This window comes from Pectobacterium sp. IFB5596 (assembly GCF_021432585.1).
In the GTDB taxonomy this organism is placed as follows: domain Bacteria; phylum Pseudomonadota; class Gammaproteobacteria; order Enterobacterales; family Enterobacteriaceae; genus Pectobacterium; species Pectobacterium punjabense.
Map to the genome: position 1 here is coordinate 1 of NZ_LXFY01000011.1, position 18,606 is coordinate 18,606.

At 50.7% G+C, this 18,606-nt stretch carries 13 protein-coding genes; 2 read left to right on the forward strand and 11 right to left on the reverse strand.

The window, feature by feature from the left end:
• Positions 1-207 precede the first annotated feature (207 nt).
• The 5 genes from A6301_RS09505 to udp all read right to left on the reverse strand — a co-directional run bounded on the left by A6301_RS09505 (position 208) and on the right by udp (position 6,544).
• Positions 208-948, reverse strand: a complete 741-nt coding sequence (locus A6301_RS09505) for a DUF1266 domain-containing protein (RefSeq protein ID WP_234257648.1) — start codon at positions 946-948, stop codon at positions 208-210.
• A complete protein-coding gene (locus A6301_RS09510) occupies positions 945-2,996 on the reverse strand; it encodes a tetratricopeptide repeat protein (RefSeq protein ID WP_234257649.1) in 2,052 nt (683 codons plus the stop codon). Before A6301_RS09510 ends, A6301_RS09505 begins: the two co-directional genes overlap by 4 nt.
• Positions 2,993-4,690, reverse strand: coding sequence for an Hsp70 family protein (locus A6301_RS09515; RefSeq protein ID WP_234257651.1), 1,698 nt, complete (start codon positions 4,688-4,690; stop codon positions 2,993-2,995). The genes A6301_RS09510 and A6301_RS09515 overlap by 4 nt, the downstream gene beginning before the upstream one ends.
• 145 nt (positions 4,691-4,835) lie before the next feature.
• Positions 4,836-5,624, reverse strand: a complete 789-nt coding sequence (locus tag A6301_RS09520) for a tyrosine-protein phosphatase (RefSeq protein WP_107169103.1) — start codon at positions 5,622-5,624, stop codon at positions 4,836-4,838.
• A 149-nt stretch (positions 5,625-5,773) separates the two neighbouring features.
• Positions 5,774-6,544: a uridine phosphorylase gene (gene udp / locus A6301_RS09525; protein ID WP_107169102.1), complete on the reverse strand. Its 771-nt coding sequence runs from the start codon at positions 6,542-6,544 to the stop codon at positions 5,774-5,776.
• A 327-nt stretch (positions 6,545-6,871) separates the two neighbouring features.
• Between udp and A6301_RS09530 the strand changes: the two genes are divergently transcribed.
• The gene (locus A6301_RS09530) at positions 6,872-7,699 is read left to right on the forward strand and encodes a dienelactone hydrolase family protein (protein ID WP_234257652.1); all 828 of its coding nucleotides are present in this window, start codon (positions 6,872-6,874) and stop codon (positions 7,697-7,699) included.
• 89 nt (positions 7,700-7,788) lie between these two features.
• On the opposite strand, the gene A6301_RS09535 is transcribed toward A6301_RS09530, so the two are convergent.
• The 3 genes from A6301_RS09535 to metE form a co-directional block, all read right to left on the reverse strand.
• Positions 7,789-9,453 carry a methyl-accepting chemotaxis protein gene (locus A6301_RS09535; protein WP_234257654.1) on the reverse strand — a complete coding sequence of 555 codons (1,665 nt, stop codon included), beginning with the start codon at positions 9,451-9,453 and terminating at the stop codon, positions 7,789-7,791.
• A 687-nt stretch (positions 9,454-10,140) separates the two neighbouring features.
• Positions 10,141-11,763 (reverse strand): methyl-accepting chemotaxis protein, encoded by a 1,623-nt coding sequence (locus tag A6301_RS09540; RefSeq protein WP_234257655.1) that lies wholly within the window; start codon positions 11,761-11,763, stop codon positions 10,141-10,143.
• Positions 11,764-12,309: 546 nt separating this feature from the next.
• Complete coding sequence (metE, locus tag A6301_RS09545) at positions 12,310-14,574, reverse strand: 5-methyltetrahydropteroyltriglutamate--homocysteine S-methyltransferase (protein WP_234257657.1); 2,265 nt, start codon at positions 14,572-14,574, stop codon at positions 12,310-12,312.
• A gap of 104 nt (positions 14,575-14,678) precedes the next feature.
• Here metE and metR point away from each other — a divergent pair, with 104 nt between their 5' ends.
• Positions 14,679-15,614, forward strand: a complete 936-nt coding sequence (gene metR / locus A6301_RS09550; RefSeq protein ID WP_107169097.1) for an HTH-type transcriptional regulator MetR — start codon at positions 14,679-14,681, stop codon at positions 15,612-15,614.
• Here metR and A6301_RS09555 read toward each other — a convergent pair.
• From A6301_RS09555 to cysE, 3 genes are all read right to left on the reverse strand, one after another.
• On the reverse strand, positions 15,520-16,419 hold the full coding sequence (locus A6301_RS09555) for a carboxylate/amino acid/amine transporter (RefSeq protein ID WP_205540496.1): 900 nt from the start codon (positions 16,417-16,419) through the stop codon (positions 15,520-15,522). The two genes, metR and A6301_RS09555, sit on opposite strands and share 95 nt — an antisense overlap.
• A 247-nt stretch (positions 16,420-16,666) precedes the next feature.
• Positions 16,667-17,305 carry a lipid IV(A) palmitoyltransferase PagP gene (gene pagP / locus A6301_RS09560; RefSeq protein WP_205540497.1) on the reverse strand — a complete coding sequence of 213 codons (639 nt, stop codon included), beginning with the start codon at positions 17,303-17,305 and terminating at the stop codon, positions 16,667-16,669.
• 287 nt (positions 17,306-17,592) lie between these two features.
• Entirely contained in the window at positions 17,593-18,414 is an 822-nt protein-coding gene (gene cysE, locus A6301_RS09565) for a serine O-acetyltransferase (protein ID WP_014701938.1), read from the reverse strand.
• Positions 18,415-18,606 lie beyond the last annotated feature (192 nt).

The window sequence follows — 18,606 nt, forward strand, 5'->3', positions numbered from 1 at the left end:
GATGCGCCAATGGGCATGATAGCCCGTAGTGGATGCTTGGTACTCACCTGGCGGATTTCATCATGGTTCGGGGCGCAGAAGCTCCATCAGAAACCGGATATATGCCTGCAGTTACCGATTTTACATCTTGCTGAAAAACGCCTTGTTCAACCGGGAGCGTCCATATATGGCGCAAGCCGAGCGCACAAGGACGTGTTTACAGCGTCTTTACGATCTATCCGTTACCCCCGCTCTGCGGACTTTGTCAGCAACCTCGATAACCGCCGTGACGTCATCTAACGGTAAATGCCAGTCCAACGTGTTCCACGGGCTTTCTGGATTACCCGTTAAACGACGCAGAATATCCATCTGATCGTTAACAAAATCTTCCGTCGCCAGTGAACGCCAATATTGCCGCCCAACCACGTAGCTAATGGCAAAGTGATACCAGCTGTCATATTTCTGTTGCGCATTCCGCGCCATAGACATGATCATATCCCATCCTTCCTCTTCGCCCACCATACCCACCGCCATCCCCCAGCGGCACAGATTGACGCTACGCCCTTCGTCCCAGGCATCAATCCCGGTACGATCCAACGCAAACCGATTGAGCCTCACGATCAGTAATTCACTGTGATGTTCTTCATCATGTTGATGGCGCTGGATATACGCATCCATCTCCGCTTCAGACATCGCAGACAGCCGATGCTGTAGACGGCGGTAACCCGGCCCGTGTCCGTGACCATTGAGCAGGCGATGGATCTGGCGCAGCAGCGCTTCACGCGTTTCAATGCCCCAATCCCGTTTCAGAATATGTCGAATCGCCCTCAGCGCTTCCTGTTTATCACCACCACCATCCAGCACATCATGCCGATCGTAATTCATTTCCGTCAGAATGGCTGACAGCGCCAGCCCCCATAGCTGAGTTTTGGATAAAGGCTGCGTATTTTCCTGATTTTCTACGGTCATGCGTTATCTACTCCCTGCCGCCCCGGTGCTATCTGCTCCAGCTTCATCAACCACTCGCCGATCTCATCCATATCGCCGCCGTATTCCTGATATAGCTTCACGCCACGCTGAGCCTTGTCATACAGGCCTAATTCGCAGGCAGATTTCAACAATTCTAACGCGGCATCAGGATCCTTAATATTCCAGTCGATAGCTTCTTCCAGGCTCTCTATCGCCTCTCGATGGCGTCCTAAACGACTCAGACAGATCCCACGTCGATACCATACCGAAGAGAAAGATGGCTTACATCGCACAATAAAATTCAGGTCCGACAAGGCTTCCTCATAGCGCTCAAAGATATAGTGCAAAACGATCGAACGAACAGAAAAATACACCCAGTGCGATGCATCCAGTGCAATAGCCTGATTCACATATTCCAGCGATTTGTCATATTCATCCGTAAAACGAAAAGCCTCTGATAGCATGAAGCAGATTTCAGAATCATTACGGTGGTAGCCCTGTGCCTTTTCCAATAGAGGGATAACATCTTGGTAGATTTTCAGCTTCAACAGAACACGCGCTAAACAAACACTCGCACCGTAGCCATTTTCGCCTTGTCGTTGCGCTTCCTCCAGCGCCCAGGTATATGCCTGCCGGGCATCCTCATATTGATCCAGTTGATAATGAACATCACCGAGCGTCATGTAGAGCGTAGAGGAAAGCGTGCGCTCATTGAAATCGCCATGTTTGACAAAAAACGAGCGGTATATCACCTCAAAAATACTGCCTCTGATTAAGCGCGGCAGCGGCTTGGCATTATATTCAGCACGAGCCATCAGGTGTTGTATAAAATCGATACACAGAGTGTAAGCCCCATTTTGCAGATAACATTCTGCGACTTCTTCACAGTACTCCATGCTGTAACGCTTTGGTTTAATCGTCGCGAAACCACCAGCAATGGTTTGCGCATTGATTTTCAGCACCTGAATCTGCGCTTCTACGTCATACGGCACCAAGGTGCAGAGATAGCGATACAGTTCCCGAGCTTCAAAGAGCATCCCTTGAGCCAGGAAACAGCCAGCCAATCCCTTCAACGCCACGGCATGGTCGCTTTGCATCTCCAGCACCTGATTAAACGCATCGGCAGCGCGTAGGTACTGTCGGTCATCCAGCTCAATCTGCGCTAACCGCAAATAACCGTCTATTTGCTCCGGCACCATTGCAATTAACTGACGACAGCATTCACGAGCAGGGGAAAAATCACCAAGGCGATGGTAGTGGGCGATAGCCCAACAGAGCAGCTCTGGATCGCAGATCTGTCGGGATAACATCTGCGCCAGTTGCCGATCAAATGCGGCATTGTCATGTTGATAAACGATGCGAACCAGCTGCTCCCGGTCGTGAAAATAGCGGTCTACGTCTTCACCAGTTATACCGGAAGGAAACCGCAACCCCCGCACAGGGATATGCCAGACATCTTCGTCATTCAGCCATTCCAGTACATCTTCCACCTGCTGTGAAGAATAGTGTCGCCTGAGCAACAGCAAGTTGTGTTCCCAGTCAAACGTCTCCAATAAGCATTGCTTCACCGAGTCTGGCAAGAAAGCACAGTGGCCTAAAAAGCCAAACAGCCACAGTGAAACAGGCTGTTTGATTTCAAGACGATCGAGTACCGATGTTGATAGCACGTCACGCCAAACCCCATCGTCGATACGGCACTGAACATCCGCATAGATTGCCGCCACACGCTGCTTTATCGCTTCAATTTGCTGCATCGTATCCTGCATTACAGCAATGTCATCATTCGCCGTGTTAGCCGCAGGATTGCTCATCTTCTCAGCCTCTGCTGCCACCTCTGACGCAGGGTTTTCCTGCTGCTCGGCATCCCCTTTAGCCACCAGATAGCGCGCCTGTAAGAGCGCGTCTTCATACGCTGCACGGAGCGCCTTAAACGCTTCGGCGTCATCTTCTGGATTATGCTGCCGCAACAAACGCGCATACGCACGTCGAATGGCCATTTGGTCGACCGTTTCCTCAATCCCTAAAAATACCCAGCACGACGTTTTCATAACGAATGAGGCTCCATCTCATCAAATACGCTCTGTATCTCTTTTGTTACCCGGCGAATGTGCAAGGAGTCCTGCGTTTCCAATGCATCTTCAAAGGCTTGCAATTCATGTGCGATACGCTCTCGCGCTTCACCCATCAATTGCTCATATAAACGCTCACCGCGCGCCAGTAACAGTCGACTTTCCATACGCTCACGCGGGTGTATTTTTATCTCTGCCAACTGCTGTAAGCGCGCCTGTATCTCAGCGTCCGACAAATCACAGCTATCATTGCGGATAATCGTTGATTTACTGTTGCCCTCATGGAGGTCTGTCGCCTGCACTTCCAAAATGCCGTTGATATCGTAGGTATAACGCACACGCACAATGGGTTCGTCTTCCGGTGTGGGCGGAAACTCAATTTCCAGCTCACCCAATTTGACGTTATTGCGCGTCAGGCGACTTTCCCCCTGATAGATTTGCAGCAGCATGTTGGTTTGCCCTTCATGACAGGTGCTGAACACTTTTTCCCGGCTCACGGGGACGACCGTATTACGATCAATAATCGGCGTATAATAACCGCTTTCCAGATGTCCATTCGGTAAGCGGCGTGCCGTTTCTAATCCTAGGGTAAACGGGCAGACGTCAGTCAGCACGACCTCCGCTAGCCCTTGGCTACGCGCCTTGAGCCCAGCCTGCACAGCCGCACCCAACGCCACGATTTCATCAGGATTTAGCGTCGCGATCGGGTACTGACCAAATAGTCTGGCAGCCAGGCTTCTCACCACGGGCATACGGCTGGCTCCCCCGACCAGAATGACGCAATTCAAATCACGCGGGGTAATAGCCGCATCATTCAATGCCCGCTCGATAGGCTGCCGTAACGCATCAATTAAAGGGGCACAAAGTGATTCGAAATCATCGCGGGTAAGGTGCCACGGATACGCTACGCCACCGAACTCTGGCGCTATCGTCGCCTCATGTTGCAGCGTTAACTCCCGTTTCATCCCTTCGATATGCTGGCGCAGGCGACTCATTTCTGACAAGTCGAGCGACGTCAGCGTATGCGCATTCAGAAACGCTTTTACCAGCGTATCGACAAAATCTTCGCCCCCCAGTGTGTTGTGCCCTGCTGTGGCGTTCACTTCCATAATGCCGTCAAATAGCGTCAGGACTGACACATCGAAGGTGCCACCGCCTAGGTCGAAGACTAAAAAACGGCTTTCTGGATCATTAACATGCAATCCGTAACTTAGCGCAGCCGCTGTCGGTTCATTCACCAGGCGCTCCACCTTAAGACCGGCTAGCTGCCCTGCAATCTGCGTTGCTTTACGCTGTTTATCATTAAAGTAGGCAGGCACGCTGATGACCGCTTCTGTCACAGGCGCACCAAGAAATGCCTCAGCATCGGCTTTCAGCACGCGTAGCAGAAAAGAAGATAATTCTTCAGGCTGGTAGGTTTGTACACCGCCGAGCGAGTAGGCCTTTTTCGTCCCCATGTAGCGTTTGAACAACGCTGCGGTTTTAAGTGGGTGGGTAATCAAGCGTTCTTTGGCAACACGCCCTACCAATAGATCGCCGTTATCATCAAGGCCGATAACTGAAGGAGTGAGGTAATCACCGTGTGCATTGGGAATCAGTACGGCTTTCTCGCCATCCCAGAATGAAACCAAACTGTTTGTCGTGCCTAAATCTATCCCTATGATATGAGACATGTTCCTCCCTGATTTAACAAACGCAAAACGCCTGATGAAATTCATCGGGCGTTGGTTAGACTGAGTAAAATTAACCGATAAGAGAACTAATTATGACCACAATAACGGATTCGAAAAACGCATTATTGTAAAGTAAAGCAGGTAATTATCCTGCAATCAGGTATTTATCTTGTAAATAATTCCGTGCGTGATTATCCAGACCGTATTCCACTTCAAGCCAGCTATCGATAGAACCATGTCGTTCATAGATCGCCTGCAACGCCGTCACAATGAACTCTTCCTGCACAGAGAGCACATAAGAAAACTGTCCTAATGCTTTCTCATTCAGCGTTTCTGACAAATGTGCCAGTAACTGCTGACGGAATGGCGTCAGCGTCGTATCCGTGAGCAGGTAATCTTCCATCACGGTCTGCTCATCGGCCCCCAGCGCAAACATCACCAGCGCAGAACCGATACCTGTGCGATCTTTACCGACGGCGCAGTGCTGCACCAGCCCGCCCTCATCCGGCCGCAATAGCAGCGATACCAGCTGTTTATAGGCTGAGTTATTGAAAGGCAGACGGCGGTAGAGTTCCAACATAAACGCACGGGAATCAAACGCTGCCAGCACATCGGATCCCAATGAATCCAGATTGGCTGTTACTTCGTGGCGCAATGGGTTGGCTGGGTAAGCGTGATAATTAGCCCCCGTCCACAAGACGTCGGGCTTCTGCGCAATTTCATCGGCATCCCGATAGTCCACCACGTGAGAAATAGGCACGCCAGCAAGGTGTTCACAATCCGCCTGGCTCAGCAAATCCAGCGAACCGGAGCGAAAAAGTTTACCGTGTCGGATAAGCCGCCCATCAGCAGCCCGGTTACCACCTAAATCACGGAAGTTGATTCCACCGTCCAGCGGTAATAAAGAGGGATGAAGCAACGTTGGTTCGGTCATACATCTCCTTGCGAGGTTGAAAGGCGAGCAAGGCAACCATATTACATACGCAGGCGCGTCGCAGGTTAACCCAATAAACCAGAACAAGTTTATTAGGATAAAGGCTGGCCTCTGCGATGACCAGCCCAAAATACCATCAATTTTTGTACTTATTCAGCGGCTAACAAACGGCGTGTCGCGTCCAGCAACACCTTGATGACGGTGGTTTCGGCCAGCTTCATGGTCGCCGCATCCGGGATTTCCTGCTGAGTACGGTTCACGATCACACCCGCGATCATGCCCGCTTTTAGCCCCTGGCTGGCGCACATGGTCAGCAGCGTAGCAGACTCCATTTCATAGTTCAGCACCCCCATGCTCTGCCACTCCTCCATCGAACCGCGGAAGCGACGAACCACGCGTCCAGAGAAGGTGTCATAGCGTTCCTGACCAGGATAGAACGTATCGGAAGATGCCGTGATGCCAACGTGCAACGCGGCACCCGACGCTTTCGCGGCTTCCACCAACGCGGTAGTACAGCCGAAATCAGCCACAGCAGGGAACTCCATTGGCGCGAAGTGCAGACTCGCACCGTCAAGGCGGACGGCTGCGGTGGTCACTAACACATCACCGACATTGATACCGGACTGAATCGCCCCCGTCGTACCAACGCGCAGAAACGTGCGGATGCCAAGCTGCGCCAATTCTTCTACCGCGATTGACGTTGACGGACCACCGATACCGGTCGAGCAGACAATGATTGCCTTGCCGTCCAGTTCTGCACGCCAGGAGGTAAATTCACGGTGTGATGCCAGATGAACCGGGTTATCCATCAGGCGGGCAATTTTTTCGACACGCTCAGGATCGCCGGGCACGATAGCCAGCGTCGCGCCCTGTAAATCGTTCTTAACCAGACCAAGATGGAACACATCAGATGTAGACATAACTGCCTCCCGGGCAATCAATTGGGTATTCAGAGAAATCGTGCCGAATGCCTCATCTATGCTGCTTGTCGCAGTCTGTAAGCATCCGCGTTATAAAAAGACTCTAGCGCATCATTGCGTTTTTTTAAGTGACAGGAGTCACCTATAAAAAAGAAACAAACATAAACATACATAAAAAATGTGATTTAAATCACTATTTATTGGGTGAGGAATTCATTTTTGCCGATTAATTGTCTTCTAGTGTAGATTCTTTAATCATTGATAGTATTTATCATGACATCCCTCTTTCACATGAAACTCGGCAGACCGATAACAGGAGAGCGCGTAATGAAGACTGATGAACAGACGACCTTCAAACATCTTCCTCAAGGGTTATCCCCGGCGGTAAAACCGCAGGGCTTCTCCATCATTACAACGGATTCTGTCGGTATCGTTGCCAGTGAAACCACCATTCCTTCCCAAGGTGAACAGCTACCTGCCTATATCGCCAGGCCAGCGAACCATAATGGGCCGCTCCCTATCGTCCTGGTGGTACAGGAAATTTTCGGCGTTCATCAACACATTCAGGATGTGTGCCGCAGGCTAGCTAAGCAGGGCTATATAGCCATCGCCCCAGAGCTGTATTTCCGTCAGGGCGACCCCAGCCACTATAACGACATTCAGCAAATCCTGACCGAGCTGGTGCATAAGGTTCCTGATTCACAGGTGCTGTCCGATCTCGATCACACAGCCAACTGGGCGATTAAACAGGGCGGCGATGCCAGCAAGCTGGCGATAACGGGATTTTGTTGGGGCGGGCGTATCACCTGGCTCTACGCCGCGCACAATCCACAACTCAAAGCGGCCGTGGCCTGGTACGGCAAATTTACCGGTGAGAAAACGCTGAACAGCCCCAAACATCCGGTCGATATTGCAACGGAGTTGGAAGCGCCCGTGTTGGGGCTATACGGAGCGAAAGACGAGAGTATTCCGCAGGAAAAAGTGGATATTATGCGACAGGCGCTACGCGCTGCGAACGCGGCGGCAGAAATCATCGTCTACCCCGATGCCGGCCATGCTTTCCATGCCGATTACCGTCCCAGCTATCATGAAGAATCCGCACGTGACGGCTGGCAACGGATGCTGGCATGGTTCCAGAAAAACGGTGTAGCGTAGCGCCATCACACGCGTCCGTTCTTACCTACGATCTAAAACGCCACCGAACAACGGTGGCGTTTGTGTTTCAGCGTGTTACACCGACGGCCTTAGAACGTCGTCCAGTCACCGTTGTTGCCTTGATCTTTCGCAGGCGTCACGGGTGCTAAAGACAGCGTTGGGGTACGTGTTGGGGACGATGCATAAGAAGCGGCTTTGCCGTTGCCATATGACAGCAGTTTAAACGCGCTCACCGCTTCCGCCAGCACGGAAGCCTGTGCTTGCAGAGAAAGTGCCGCAGAGGCAGATTCTTCAACCAGAGCCGCATTCTGCTGGGTCGTGGTATCAATTTGCCCAACCGCCAAATTCATCTGGTTAATCCCGTCGCTCTGCTCACGACTGGCCTGCGAGATTTCACTGATGATCTCATTCACATCCCGCACATAGCCGGTTAATCCGCCCATGGTTTCTTCAGCAGTATCAACCAGCGACATGCCTTCCTGGATTTTGCTCACGGAGTCGTCGATCAAATCCTTGATCTCACGCGCGGCTGTCGCACTGCGCTGTGCCAGAGAACGCACTTCACCTGCTACCACCGCAAAACCACGCCCTTGTTCGCCCGCTCGCGCCGCTTCAACCGCCGCGTTCAATGCCAGGATATTGGTCTGGAAGGCAATACCATCGATCACACCAATGATTTCCGCCATTCGCTGGGATGAATCACGAATACCGCGCATTTTCTGCGTAACAGAAACCATGACGTCACCGCTTTGCTTGGCAGCACCAGAAGCTTTATTCGCTATGTCTGTTGCCTGCTGCGTATTTTCCGCCGTATTTTTAATGGTAGAAGTCAGCTGTTCCATTGAAGCTGCCGTTTCTTCCAGCGAGCTGGCCTGTTCTTCGGTGCGTGCTGACAAATCCTGATTACCCGCGGCAATCTGCGAGGCGGCCGTCGAGATCGTTTCCGCTCCGTCACGTACCTGCCCAACAATTTCGCTCAGGCTGGTGTTCATATGATCCAACGATTGCAGCAGTTGTCCCGTTTCATCTTTGCTGGTAACAGTAATGCGTGAGGTCAGGTCGCCCTGCGCTACTCTATCTGCCACTTGCAAAGCCTGCTGTATCGGCCGGGTTACGCTGCGCGTAATCGACCACGCAATCAATGCGCCAAATACGACACCCAGCGCTAAAATGAGCAACAGAATAATACGCGTCTCGCTGTATACCTCAGCCATAGCTTCAACGGAGGTGTCCATCGCATCATCTTGGTAGTTCACTAATTGTTTCACTGCATCACGATATTGGCGTTGAACCACGTTCAGGTTGTTGTTGAACTCATCGATCGCCGCTTCCCGATTGCCCGCCACCACTTCACTAATGATTTTATCGCCAGATTTCAGAAACTCGGTACGAATCGCGCGAATCGCCCGTAGCTGGCTAACCGAACGATCTTCAACCGTTTGGCTTTCTAGTTTATCCAGCAGGCGACCAATTTCCTGACGGAACTCATTCACGCGAGTCACGTTTGTCTGGATCTGTTCCTCACCCGAAACCAGCATCAGCCGCTGATACGCCACCAGAATACCATTTACATTGTCGATGAGATTATTGGCATCAATCGTTTGTGGATAGACGTCTTTGACAATGCCTCTGGCACCGTCCTGAAAGCCGGACAACTTAGACAGGGAAAAAATACTTACGGCAAATAACATCAGAATCAGGATGGCAAATCCAGCCCCCAATCGATAACCAATACGCCAGTTTGCTAAATTCATGTCTCACTCCTTTTAGGTAATGCATAGCAAGGTCAGTTGCGCACATGTCGCAACTTGATGGACCACAGGGCGGAGAATGGCTGGTTATCCAAAGGAAAAAGCGGTTTCCTTCTGACATACCAGAGATACCTTGAGGCAGGCATTTTTACGCACGCTCTCAGCATGAGAGGTGCGATCAAAAATCAAATAATTTTCCTCAGGTGTTGAGGTGCAAAAGTGGCAATAAATCTAACAGTGGTACAAATACGATTGATAAGACCGAGGAGACGTTATCGAGGTGAGATGATGACCTTCCCTCTCCGTATTCGTGCATCCATAGCCGTTCCTGTGTGATCCATTTTATCGGCAACTTGTTTCTGAACTTTACAAATTGATCGTTTAAATCATTCAAAAACATATAATAAATAGACTGCAACTATCAAAAATTAAGTTTCGATCGGAAAAATCACAGATTAATTCAACGGCGATTAACAAAAATAACACCACAACTACATTAAATGATAGTCAGACATATTTGATATTAAAAATAAAGAGAGGGAATTTTTCTTAAAAAAGGACAACAAACTGAATAAGCAAAGGAAAAAACAGATTTGCTCTATATCGCGAGATAACGGAATCAGGGAGGCCATTACCCCCCCTGATGAAATAGACGTTGCACAGCAACACAGGCAAATTATGGCAGCAAATTTACTCTTTATTTGCCAGCGCCAGCAGTGGTGTACTCATCGGCCTCGGTGCATAAGACCCGGCATCACTACGGCTAGATGACTGTACTTTAAACGCGCTCACGGCTTCTGCCAGAACGGAGGCCTGCGCTTGCAAGGACAAAGCAGCAGAAGCGGATTCTTCAACCAAGGCCGCATTCTGCTGGGTCGTGGTATCAATCTGCCCAATCGCCAGATTCATCTGGTTAATCCCGTCGCTCTGTTCACGGCTAGCCTGTGAAATCTCAGTGATAATGTCGTGCACATCCTTCACATGGGATGTTAAGCCACCCATGGTTTCTTCGGCGGTATCGACAAGCTCCATGCCTTCGCGAATTTTGCTGACGGAGTCGTCGATCAAATCCTTGATCTCCCGCGCGGCTGTCGCACTGCGCTGTGCCAGCGAGCGGACCTCTCCTGCCACTACCGCAAAGCCGCGCCCCTGCTCACCCGCACGCGCAGCTTCAACCGCCGCGTTCAGTGCCAGGATATTGGTCTGAAACGCAATACCGTCAATCACACCAATGATTTCTGCCATACGCTGGGATGAATCGCGAATACCGCGCATTTTCTGCGTCACGGAAAGCATGACATCACCACTTTTTTTCGCGGCACCGGTCGCCTTATTGGCAATCTCCGTCGCCTGCTGAGTATTTTCCGCCGTGTTTTTAATGGTCGATGCCAGTTGTTCCATTGAGGCTGCCGTTTCTTCCAGTGAGCTGGCCTGTTCCTCTGTGCGTGATGACAGATCCTGATTCCCTGCGGTGATTTGCGATGCCGCCGTCGAAATGGTTTCTGCACCATCACGCACCTGGCCAACAATCGAGCTCAGGCTGGTATTCATACGATCCAACGATTGCAGCAGCAATCCGGTTTCATCCTTGCTGGTTACAGTGATACGTGAGGTCAGATCGCCCTCCGCCACTCTATCCGCGACTTGCAAAGCCTGCTCAATCGGTCGGGTAACGCTACGCGTGATTGCCCAGGCAATCAGCGCGCCAAAAGCCGCACCCGACAGCAAAACAAGCAGTAAAATTATGCGAGTACTGCTATACACCTCTGCCATGGTCTCGACAGAGTTATCCATCGCTTCATTTTGGTAATTCACCAACTGCTTCACCGAGTCACGGTAATTGCGCTGAATCACATTCAGGGTGTTATTGAATTCCGCTACGGCGACGTCGTTATTACCCGCCAGCGCATCACTAATAATTTTATCGCCGGATTTGATAAACTCAGCACGAAACCCACGGACAACCCCCACCTGTGTGCGAGCACGCTCTCCTGAGGCATTGTTTTCCAGGTTATCAAGCAGGCGGCTAATTTCCTTGCGGTACGCCATAATCCGATCGACATATCCCTGACGCTGCTCCTGACCGGATACCAGCATCATCTGCAAATAAGCGACAAAATGCCCATTCACGTTATCAATGAGATCATTAGCCTCTACCGTTTGTGGGTAAACCTCTTTGACGATATCTCTGGCACCATCCTGAAAACTGGACAGTTTAGACAGGGAAAATAAACTCACGGCAAATAACATCAAAATCAGAACGGCAAACCCGCCTCCTAATCGATAGCCAATACGCCAATTCGCTAAGTTCACATCTCACTCCTTTTAGGTAATAAATAATAATGACTACTGCGCACAGCACGCCGTCGAATAACGTCGCAGAGTGGGGAAATAATCGTTTTTCGGGAAAGGAAATATGCTTTATAGGTATATTTAATCTACCCATAAGAGAGTAATTACAGGTGCACTTCCAACATAAAGAAAATATTAAAAATAAAAAATCCTCGCGCTATTGGTACGTCCTGAGCCGCCTCCATGCCGTTTACCTTATCGGCACAATATTCTCTAGCTTTATGACCGTGTCGATTTACCCCAGCGAAAAATAGAGACATAGATAGCGGATGAATATTCATTTTCGGAAGATAACCTACCAGTTGATGCAGAAAAACAAGGGGGATAGCGCGGCGATTTTATTAAAGAAAAGACAATATAGTTAATTTTTAGGAAGAGAGAATATTTGCAGTGAGAAATAATGAAGAAGCGTGAGGAAAAGCAAAATGACGCGTATTTTATCTATTCGTGAAGGGTACAAAAAATCAGGGAGAGCATAGCCTCCCTGATTTCATCAGTCATTAACGATTACTGGGTTTCACGCAGACGCTGTGCTGCCTGAACCATGTTTGCCAAGGCCTGACGCGTTTCCGGCCAGCCACGCGTTTTCAGACCGCAGTCTGGGTTCACCCACAGGCGCTCAGCAGGAATACGCTGAGCCGCTTTTTTCAGCAGGGCTTCCATCCATTCCACACTCGGTACGTTCGGAGAGTGAATGTCGTAGACGCCTGGACCAATTTCATTCGGGTATTCGAACTCTTCAAACGACTCCAGCAACTCCATATCGGAGCGAGAGGTTTCAATCGTAATCACGTCTGCATCCAACGCGGCGATAGAATCCATGATGTCGTTGAACTCGCAATAACACATGTGAGTATGGATTTGCGTATCATCTTTCGCTACAGCGGCATTCAGACGGAAAGCATCCACTGCCCAGGCCAGATAAGCGTCCCAATCAGAGCGGTGCAGCGGCAGACCTTCACGCAGCGCCGGTTCATCAATCTGGATGATACCAATGCCTGCGGCTTCCAAATCGGCCACTTCATCACGCAGCGCCAGCGCAATCTGCTTGGCAATGGTTTCACGCGTGACGTCTTCGCGCGGGAAGGACCAGCACAGGATGGTTACTGGACCTGTCAACATGCCTTTCATCGGCTTGTCAGTCAGGGACTGTGCGTATTTCGCCCACTCAACGGTAATCGCTTCTGGACGGCTCACATCACCAATGATAACTGGCGGTTTCACACAGCGAGAACCGTAGCTCTGCACCCAGCCATTCTGGGTAAAGACAAACCCATCAAGATGCTCACCGAAGTATTCCACCATGTCGTTACGTTCAGCTTCACCGTGCACCAGTACGTCAAGCCCCAGACGCTCTTGCTCAACGACAGCTTGCTTGATGTGCTCGGCAATGCCGGTGCGGTAGTTATTACCGTCCAGACGACCCTGCTTGAAATCCAGACGCAGACCGCGAATTTCGGTGGTTTGCGGGAAAGAACCAATCGTCGTGGTCGGCCATGCTGGCAGATTAAAGCGCTCACGCTGAGCATCGGCACGCACGGAATACACGTTCTGACGCTGGCTGTCCTGTGCGGTGATGGCCGCCAGACGCTGCGCAACAGCGGCGTTGTTGACACGCGTAGAGGTACGACGAGCACGAATCGGCGCGCTGTAGGCTTCCAGTGCCTGACCGTTGCCGCTGTTAAGTGCCTGAGACAGCAGTGACAACTCCGCACATTTCTGAATCGCAAAGGCAAACCAGCTCTTCACTTCATCATCCAGGCGCACTTCCACACTCAGATCGATAGGGCTATGCAGCAGTGAGCATGAACTTCCCAGCCATAGAGCGCGCGTCCCCACCAGCGGTTGCAAACGCTCGAACCAACTGCTCAGGTCAGCACGCCATACGTTACGGCCGTTAATCACCCCCAGCGACAATACCCAGTTAGCTGGCAGTTGGGCGCTCAACGTCGCGGCATCGTCCTTCCCATGAACCAGATCGATATGCAGCCCCTGAACCGGCAGCGCTTTGATCGTTTCCAGATTCTGGCTAACGCTGTCGAAATAGGTCGTCAGCAGCAATTTCACCTGACCTTGCAGCGCATCGTAAGCGGGTTTAAACGCGGCCAGCCACGCTTGCGGCAGTTCCAGTGCTAGTGCCGGCTCATCAATCTGCACCCACTCAATGCCACGCTTCGCCAGTTCAGCCAGCACTTGCTGGTAAACGGGCAGAATGCCTTGCAGCAGTGATAAACGGTCAAATTGATCGCCTTTCACTTTGCCCAGCCACAGGTAGGTAACCGGGCCTAACAGAACAGGCTTCACCTTATGGCCCAGCGCCAGTGCTTCATCCACTTCATCCAGCAACTGCGTCCAGGTCAGCGCAAACTGCTGCCCTTGAGTGAATTCTGGTACCATGTAGTGATAGTTCGTGTTAAACCATTTGGTCATTTCTGCCGCAGCGGCAGGCTGACCGGTTGGTGCCCGTCCACGGCCAATACGGAACAGCGTGTCCAGATCGACCGATCCATCTTCATTCTGATGACGCGCAGGTACATTACCCAGCAGCAGACTCGTGGTCAGCACATGGTCGTACCAGGCGAAATCACCCACTGGCAGCAGATCAACGCCAGCATCCTTCTGTTGTTGCCAATGACGCGCACGCAGCTCACGTCCAACGGTCAGCAACTCTTCCTGTGTTGCGTTACCTGCCCAATAGCTTTCCTGCGCTTTTTTCAGTTCACGGCGTAACCCAACGCGCGGAAAACCCAGTGTGTGATTCACAATCGTCATCGTTAATTCCTCATTTAGCCGTCCAGATGTTTACACATCCATAATCCGCAGGTACTGTAGTAAGCACAAGCGCAATTTATTCACTGTCACTGTGAAGGACTCTCATGATCGAATTTAAACACCTGCGAACGCTGCAAGCACTGCGCAATACGGGATCGTTAGCCGCCGCTGCCGCTGCACTTCACCAAACCCAATCGGCGTTATCCCACCAGTTCAGCGATCTGGAACAGCGTCTTGGGTTCAGACTATTCGTGCGTAAAAGCCAGCCGTTGCGCTTTACGCCTCAGGGAGAAATTCTGTTGCAGTTGGCAGAGCAGGTGTTACCGCAAATTCAGCAGGCGTTGCAGGCGTGCCATGAGCCGCACCAAACCATGCTGCGTCTGGCCATCGAGTGCCATAGCTGCATTCAGTGGCTGACGCCTGCGCTAGATGAGTTTCATCAGCACTGGCCACAGGTCGCGATGGATTTTAAATCAGGCGTCACGTTCGACCCTCAGCCCGCACTCCAGCAAGGCGAATTGGATCTGGTTATGACCTCCGACATCATGCCTCGCAGTGGGCTGCACTATTCACCTCTGTTTGATTTTGAAGTCCGACTGGTACTGGCTCCCGAGCACCCACTGGCAAAAAAAGAAAAAATCGAACCGGAAGATTTCAGCGCAGAAACCCTAATGATCTACCCGGTACAACGGCAGCGGTTGGACGTCTGGCGTCATTTTTTACAACCCGCAGGCATCAGCCCTGCGCTGAAAAGCGTGGATAACACACTGCTGCTGATTCAGATGGTTGCCGCCCGTATGGGCATTGCCGCGCTCCCCCACTGGGTGGTGGAAAGTTTTGAACGCCAAGGGCTGATTGTGACCAAATCGTTGGGTGATGGGCTTTGGAGCCGGTTGTACGCCGCCGTCCGCGACGGAGAACAGCGCCAACCGGTCATTGATGCGTTTATTCGTTCGGCGCGCCAGCACGCTTGTGATCATTTACCGTTCGTGAAGGATGCTTCACGACCCAATGCTGGTGTACCCACAACGAGGACGTAATGATTGCTGTCCCTATGATAAAGCTCAGCCAGTCTGGCGTTTTATGCCAGATGGCGAAGTTGACCAGTAGCCCAGCCGGCACGTGAAAGTTATTCATTATGCTGAGCGTTCCGGCATCCACTTGGGTTGCGCCATAGTTCCACATAAAATAACCCAAGCCTGAAGCGCCAATCCCCAGCCAGGCCAGCACACCCCACTGCAAGGTTGTGGTGGGTAACTTAGCCATGTTGCCGAAGAGCAACCACGCGGCTATCGTCACGATCGCGGCTCCCAGATAAAACCAGGAAAACGCGCAGTGCTGCGGTACAGGATGAATCTCCATCAGACGCTTATAGCCAACCTGACCTGCGGCAAAACACACGTTCGCCACCTGCACCAGCAGGAATCCCCACCAGAAATGCTCACTCACGCCGTGATAGTGGATTACGGCTGCGCCGAATACTGCCAGAAGCGCACTCATCGCGTAGCCCCAGCGTAGGCGCTGTCGGGCAAGCAGATCGTAAATCAGCGTGACGTACAACGGCGTCATCACCGTGAAGAGTAAAAACTCAGGCACAGTCAGGTACAGGTAAGCCTGGAATACGAACAGGTACATGATACCCAGTTGGCAAGCGCCCACTAACATATACAAGAAAATGACGCGCGGCGCGTAGCCCCGCCAGCGTAAGAACGGCAAAAATACCACTGCCGCTGCCGTCAGACGAAACATCGCAGAAAACCAGCTATCGACCTGACCCGCCAGATATTCGCCAATCAGGCTGAATGAAAATGCCCACAAGATCGTGGTGATAATAAGTAATGGCACGACAGCATCCACTGAGAAAAAAGTATCGCCATTGTAGCGGAGATGGCTGAATGAACATCAGTCAATATGGTTTACATCAGGATAAATAACGAGCAAATAGAAAGTAAACGTAGAGAAGAAAAGATGTGACGTTAAATACCTTTATCCAGATAACACTTACGCCATTCAATATATTTCATCAATGCGCGATCTACAGAATAAACAGAGCCTCGTTTTGTAAAACAAAAGAGGCTCGTTAATCTAAGAATTAAATCTGCCACCTGAGCCAGGCAAAGAAAACATTACCGTTATTGTATGTTCCGGGAATATACGTCGCCTGAAAAGAAAGTTTGCTATAACTTATTGACGCCAAAGGCAACAATACAGGGATCGGGATATAGTTCCAGTTATCACGCATCGTGAAACCTGCCGTAAAGCCCAGACCCAGTTGAAAATCCTGATCGCGGGTGGGTCGCCAACGCTTTTCATAACCGTAGCCACCAATAGGCTCCCATTTGTTATAGGAGTCTTTGAACGCCATGAGATAAAGCCCGTGCCAGTCCCCATCCTGATCCAGGCGAGAAACACCGTAACCCGCGCCCCATGGTCTTTCATTATATCTGTCAGTCTTTTCTTTATCGTACGTCCAGCGGTTATGCCAGGTGATAGCAGGGATATAAATATCGTGACTCTGCGGCGCATTCCAGGTCGTAGACAGGTTATTTTTACTTCTCTGCCACCAACTTTCATCCTGCTTATTCGACGCAGAATCAGTAGAGTCCGCCGTGACGGATACAGGGTTTTCCATGCTGCCCGTATTATTTATGCTTTCTACTGCGTAACTCGAAAAAGGGATGATGGGTAGTGTAATCAAACTCAACGTGATTAAAGTTCGCTTCAAATGCATATAAGGTTCTCTGTAACAGCGTCACGATTCCATTCAAACAAAGGTGATCCAAGCAAAGCTATTCTGATGGTTACCAAAATATATATAGTTTAGTTCACGTAATCTGCCTATATAACCGATGAAAAACTCAAACGACCTATTATGAAGGGTTAAACAGCGGCAGTGCTTAAATAGATAGCGAACCAAGCGTTGCTTTCAGACGTTTCTTAGCTGCAATAACAAAAAACCACCTTATTTGTCGGTGGTTTATATTCAGCAGAGGGTAATGAAGAACCTATGTCGCGAGGTTAGATACCATCACCGTATTCGAAACCGCGGTTGATACCGTTGAAATACTGATCCATATCCATCGCAGGTTTATCGCTTTCCGGGCGACCGACGATACGCGCCGGAACCCCTGCCGCCGTCGTGTGTGGTGGAACGGATTGCAACACGACAGAGCCAGCACCAATTTTTGCGCCACAACCGACCTCAATATTCCCCAGAATTTTAGCGCCAGCGCCAATCATCACGCCTTCGCGAATTTTAGGGTGACGATCGCCACTGGTTTTACCCGTTCCGCCCAGCGTGACGGATTGCAGAATGGAGACATCATTTTCAACCACAGCGGTTTCGCCGATCACAATACCTGTTGCATGATCGAGCATGATCCCGCAGCCGATTCTCGCCGCCGGGTGAATATCCACGCCGAAAGAAACCGATATCTGGTTCTGGAAATAGACCGCCAACGCTTTACGATCCTGAGACCAAAGCCAGTGACCAATGCGATAAGCCTGCAATGCATGAAACCCTTTCAGGTAGAGCAATGGCGTCGAGTATTTATCCACCGCAGGATCGCGCAGACAGACAGCCTGAATATCGCGTGCGGCAGAAACGATCATCTGCGGCTCGGCGCGGTAGGCTTCTTCCACCACCTCACGGATAGCGATCGCGGGCATAATAGAATTGGCTAGCTTGTTCGCCAGCATGTAGCTCAGCGCACTACCTAAATTCTCGTGCTTCAGCAATGTGGCATGAAAAAAGCTGGCCAGCATCGGTTCACAGTCCGCGAGATTGCGCGCTTCTGTTTTGATATTGCTCCAGACCAGCTCCAATTCTTCTGTCGACATTGCCTTACTCTCCGAGACACCACAACATATATCTGTTCTAAAACAACAGGCTTATTAGCACTACCGCGCGTATACAAGAAAATGAAGATACTATGAGCCCCCAGGATTAGGAAGCCCAGCATAGACTCGTCATACTTCGAGTTGCATGTACATTATTAAAAACGTTAACATTTTTAATAAAACTCGAATTAT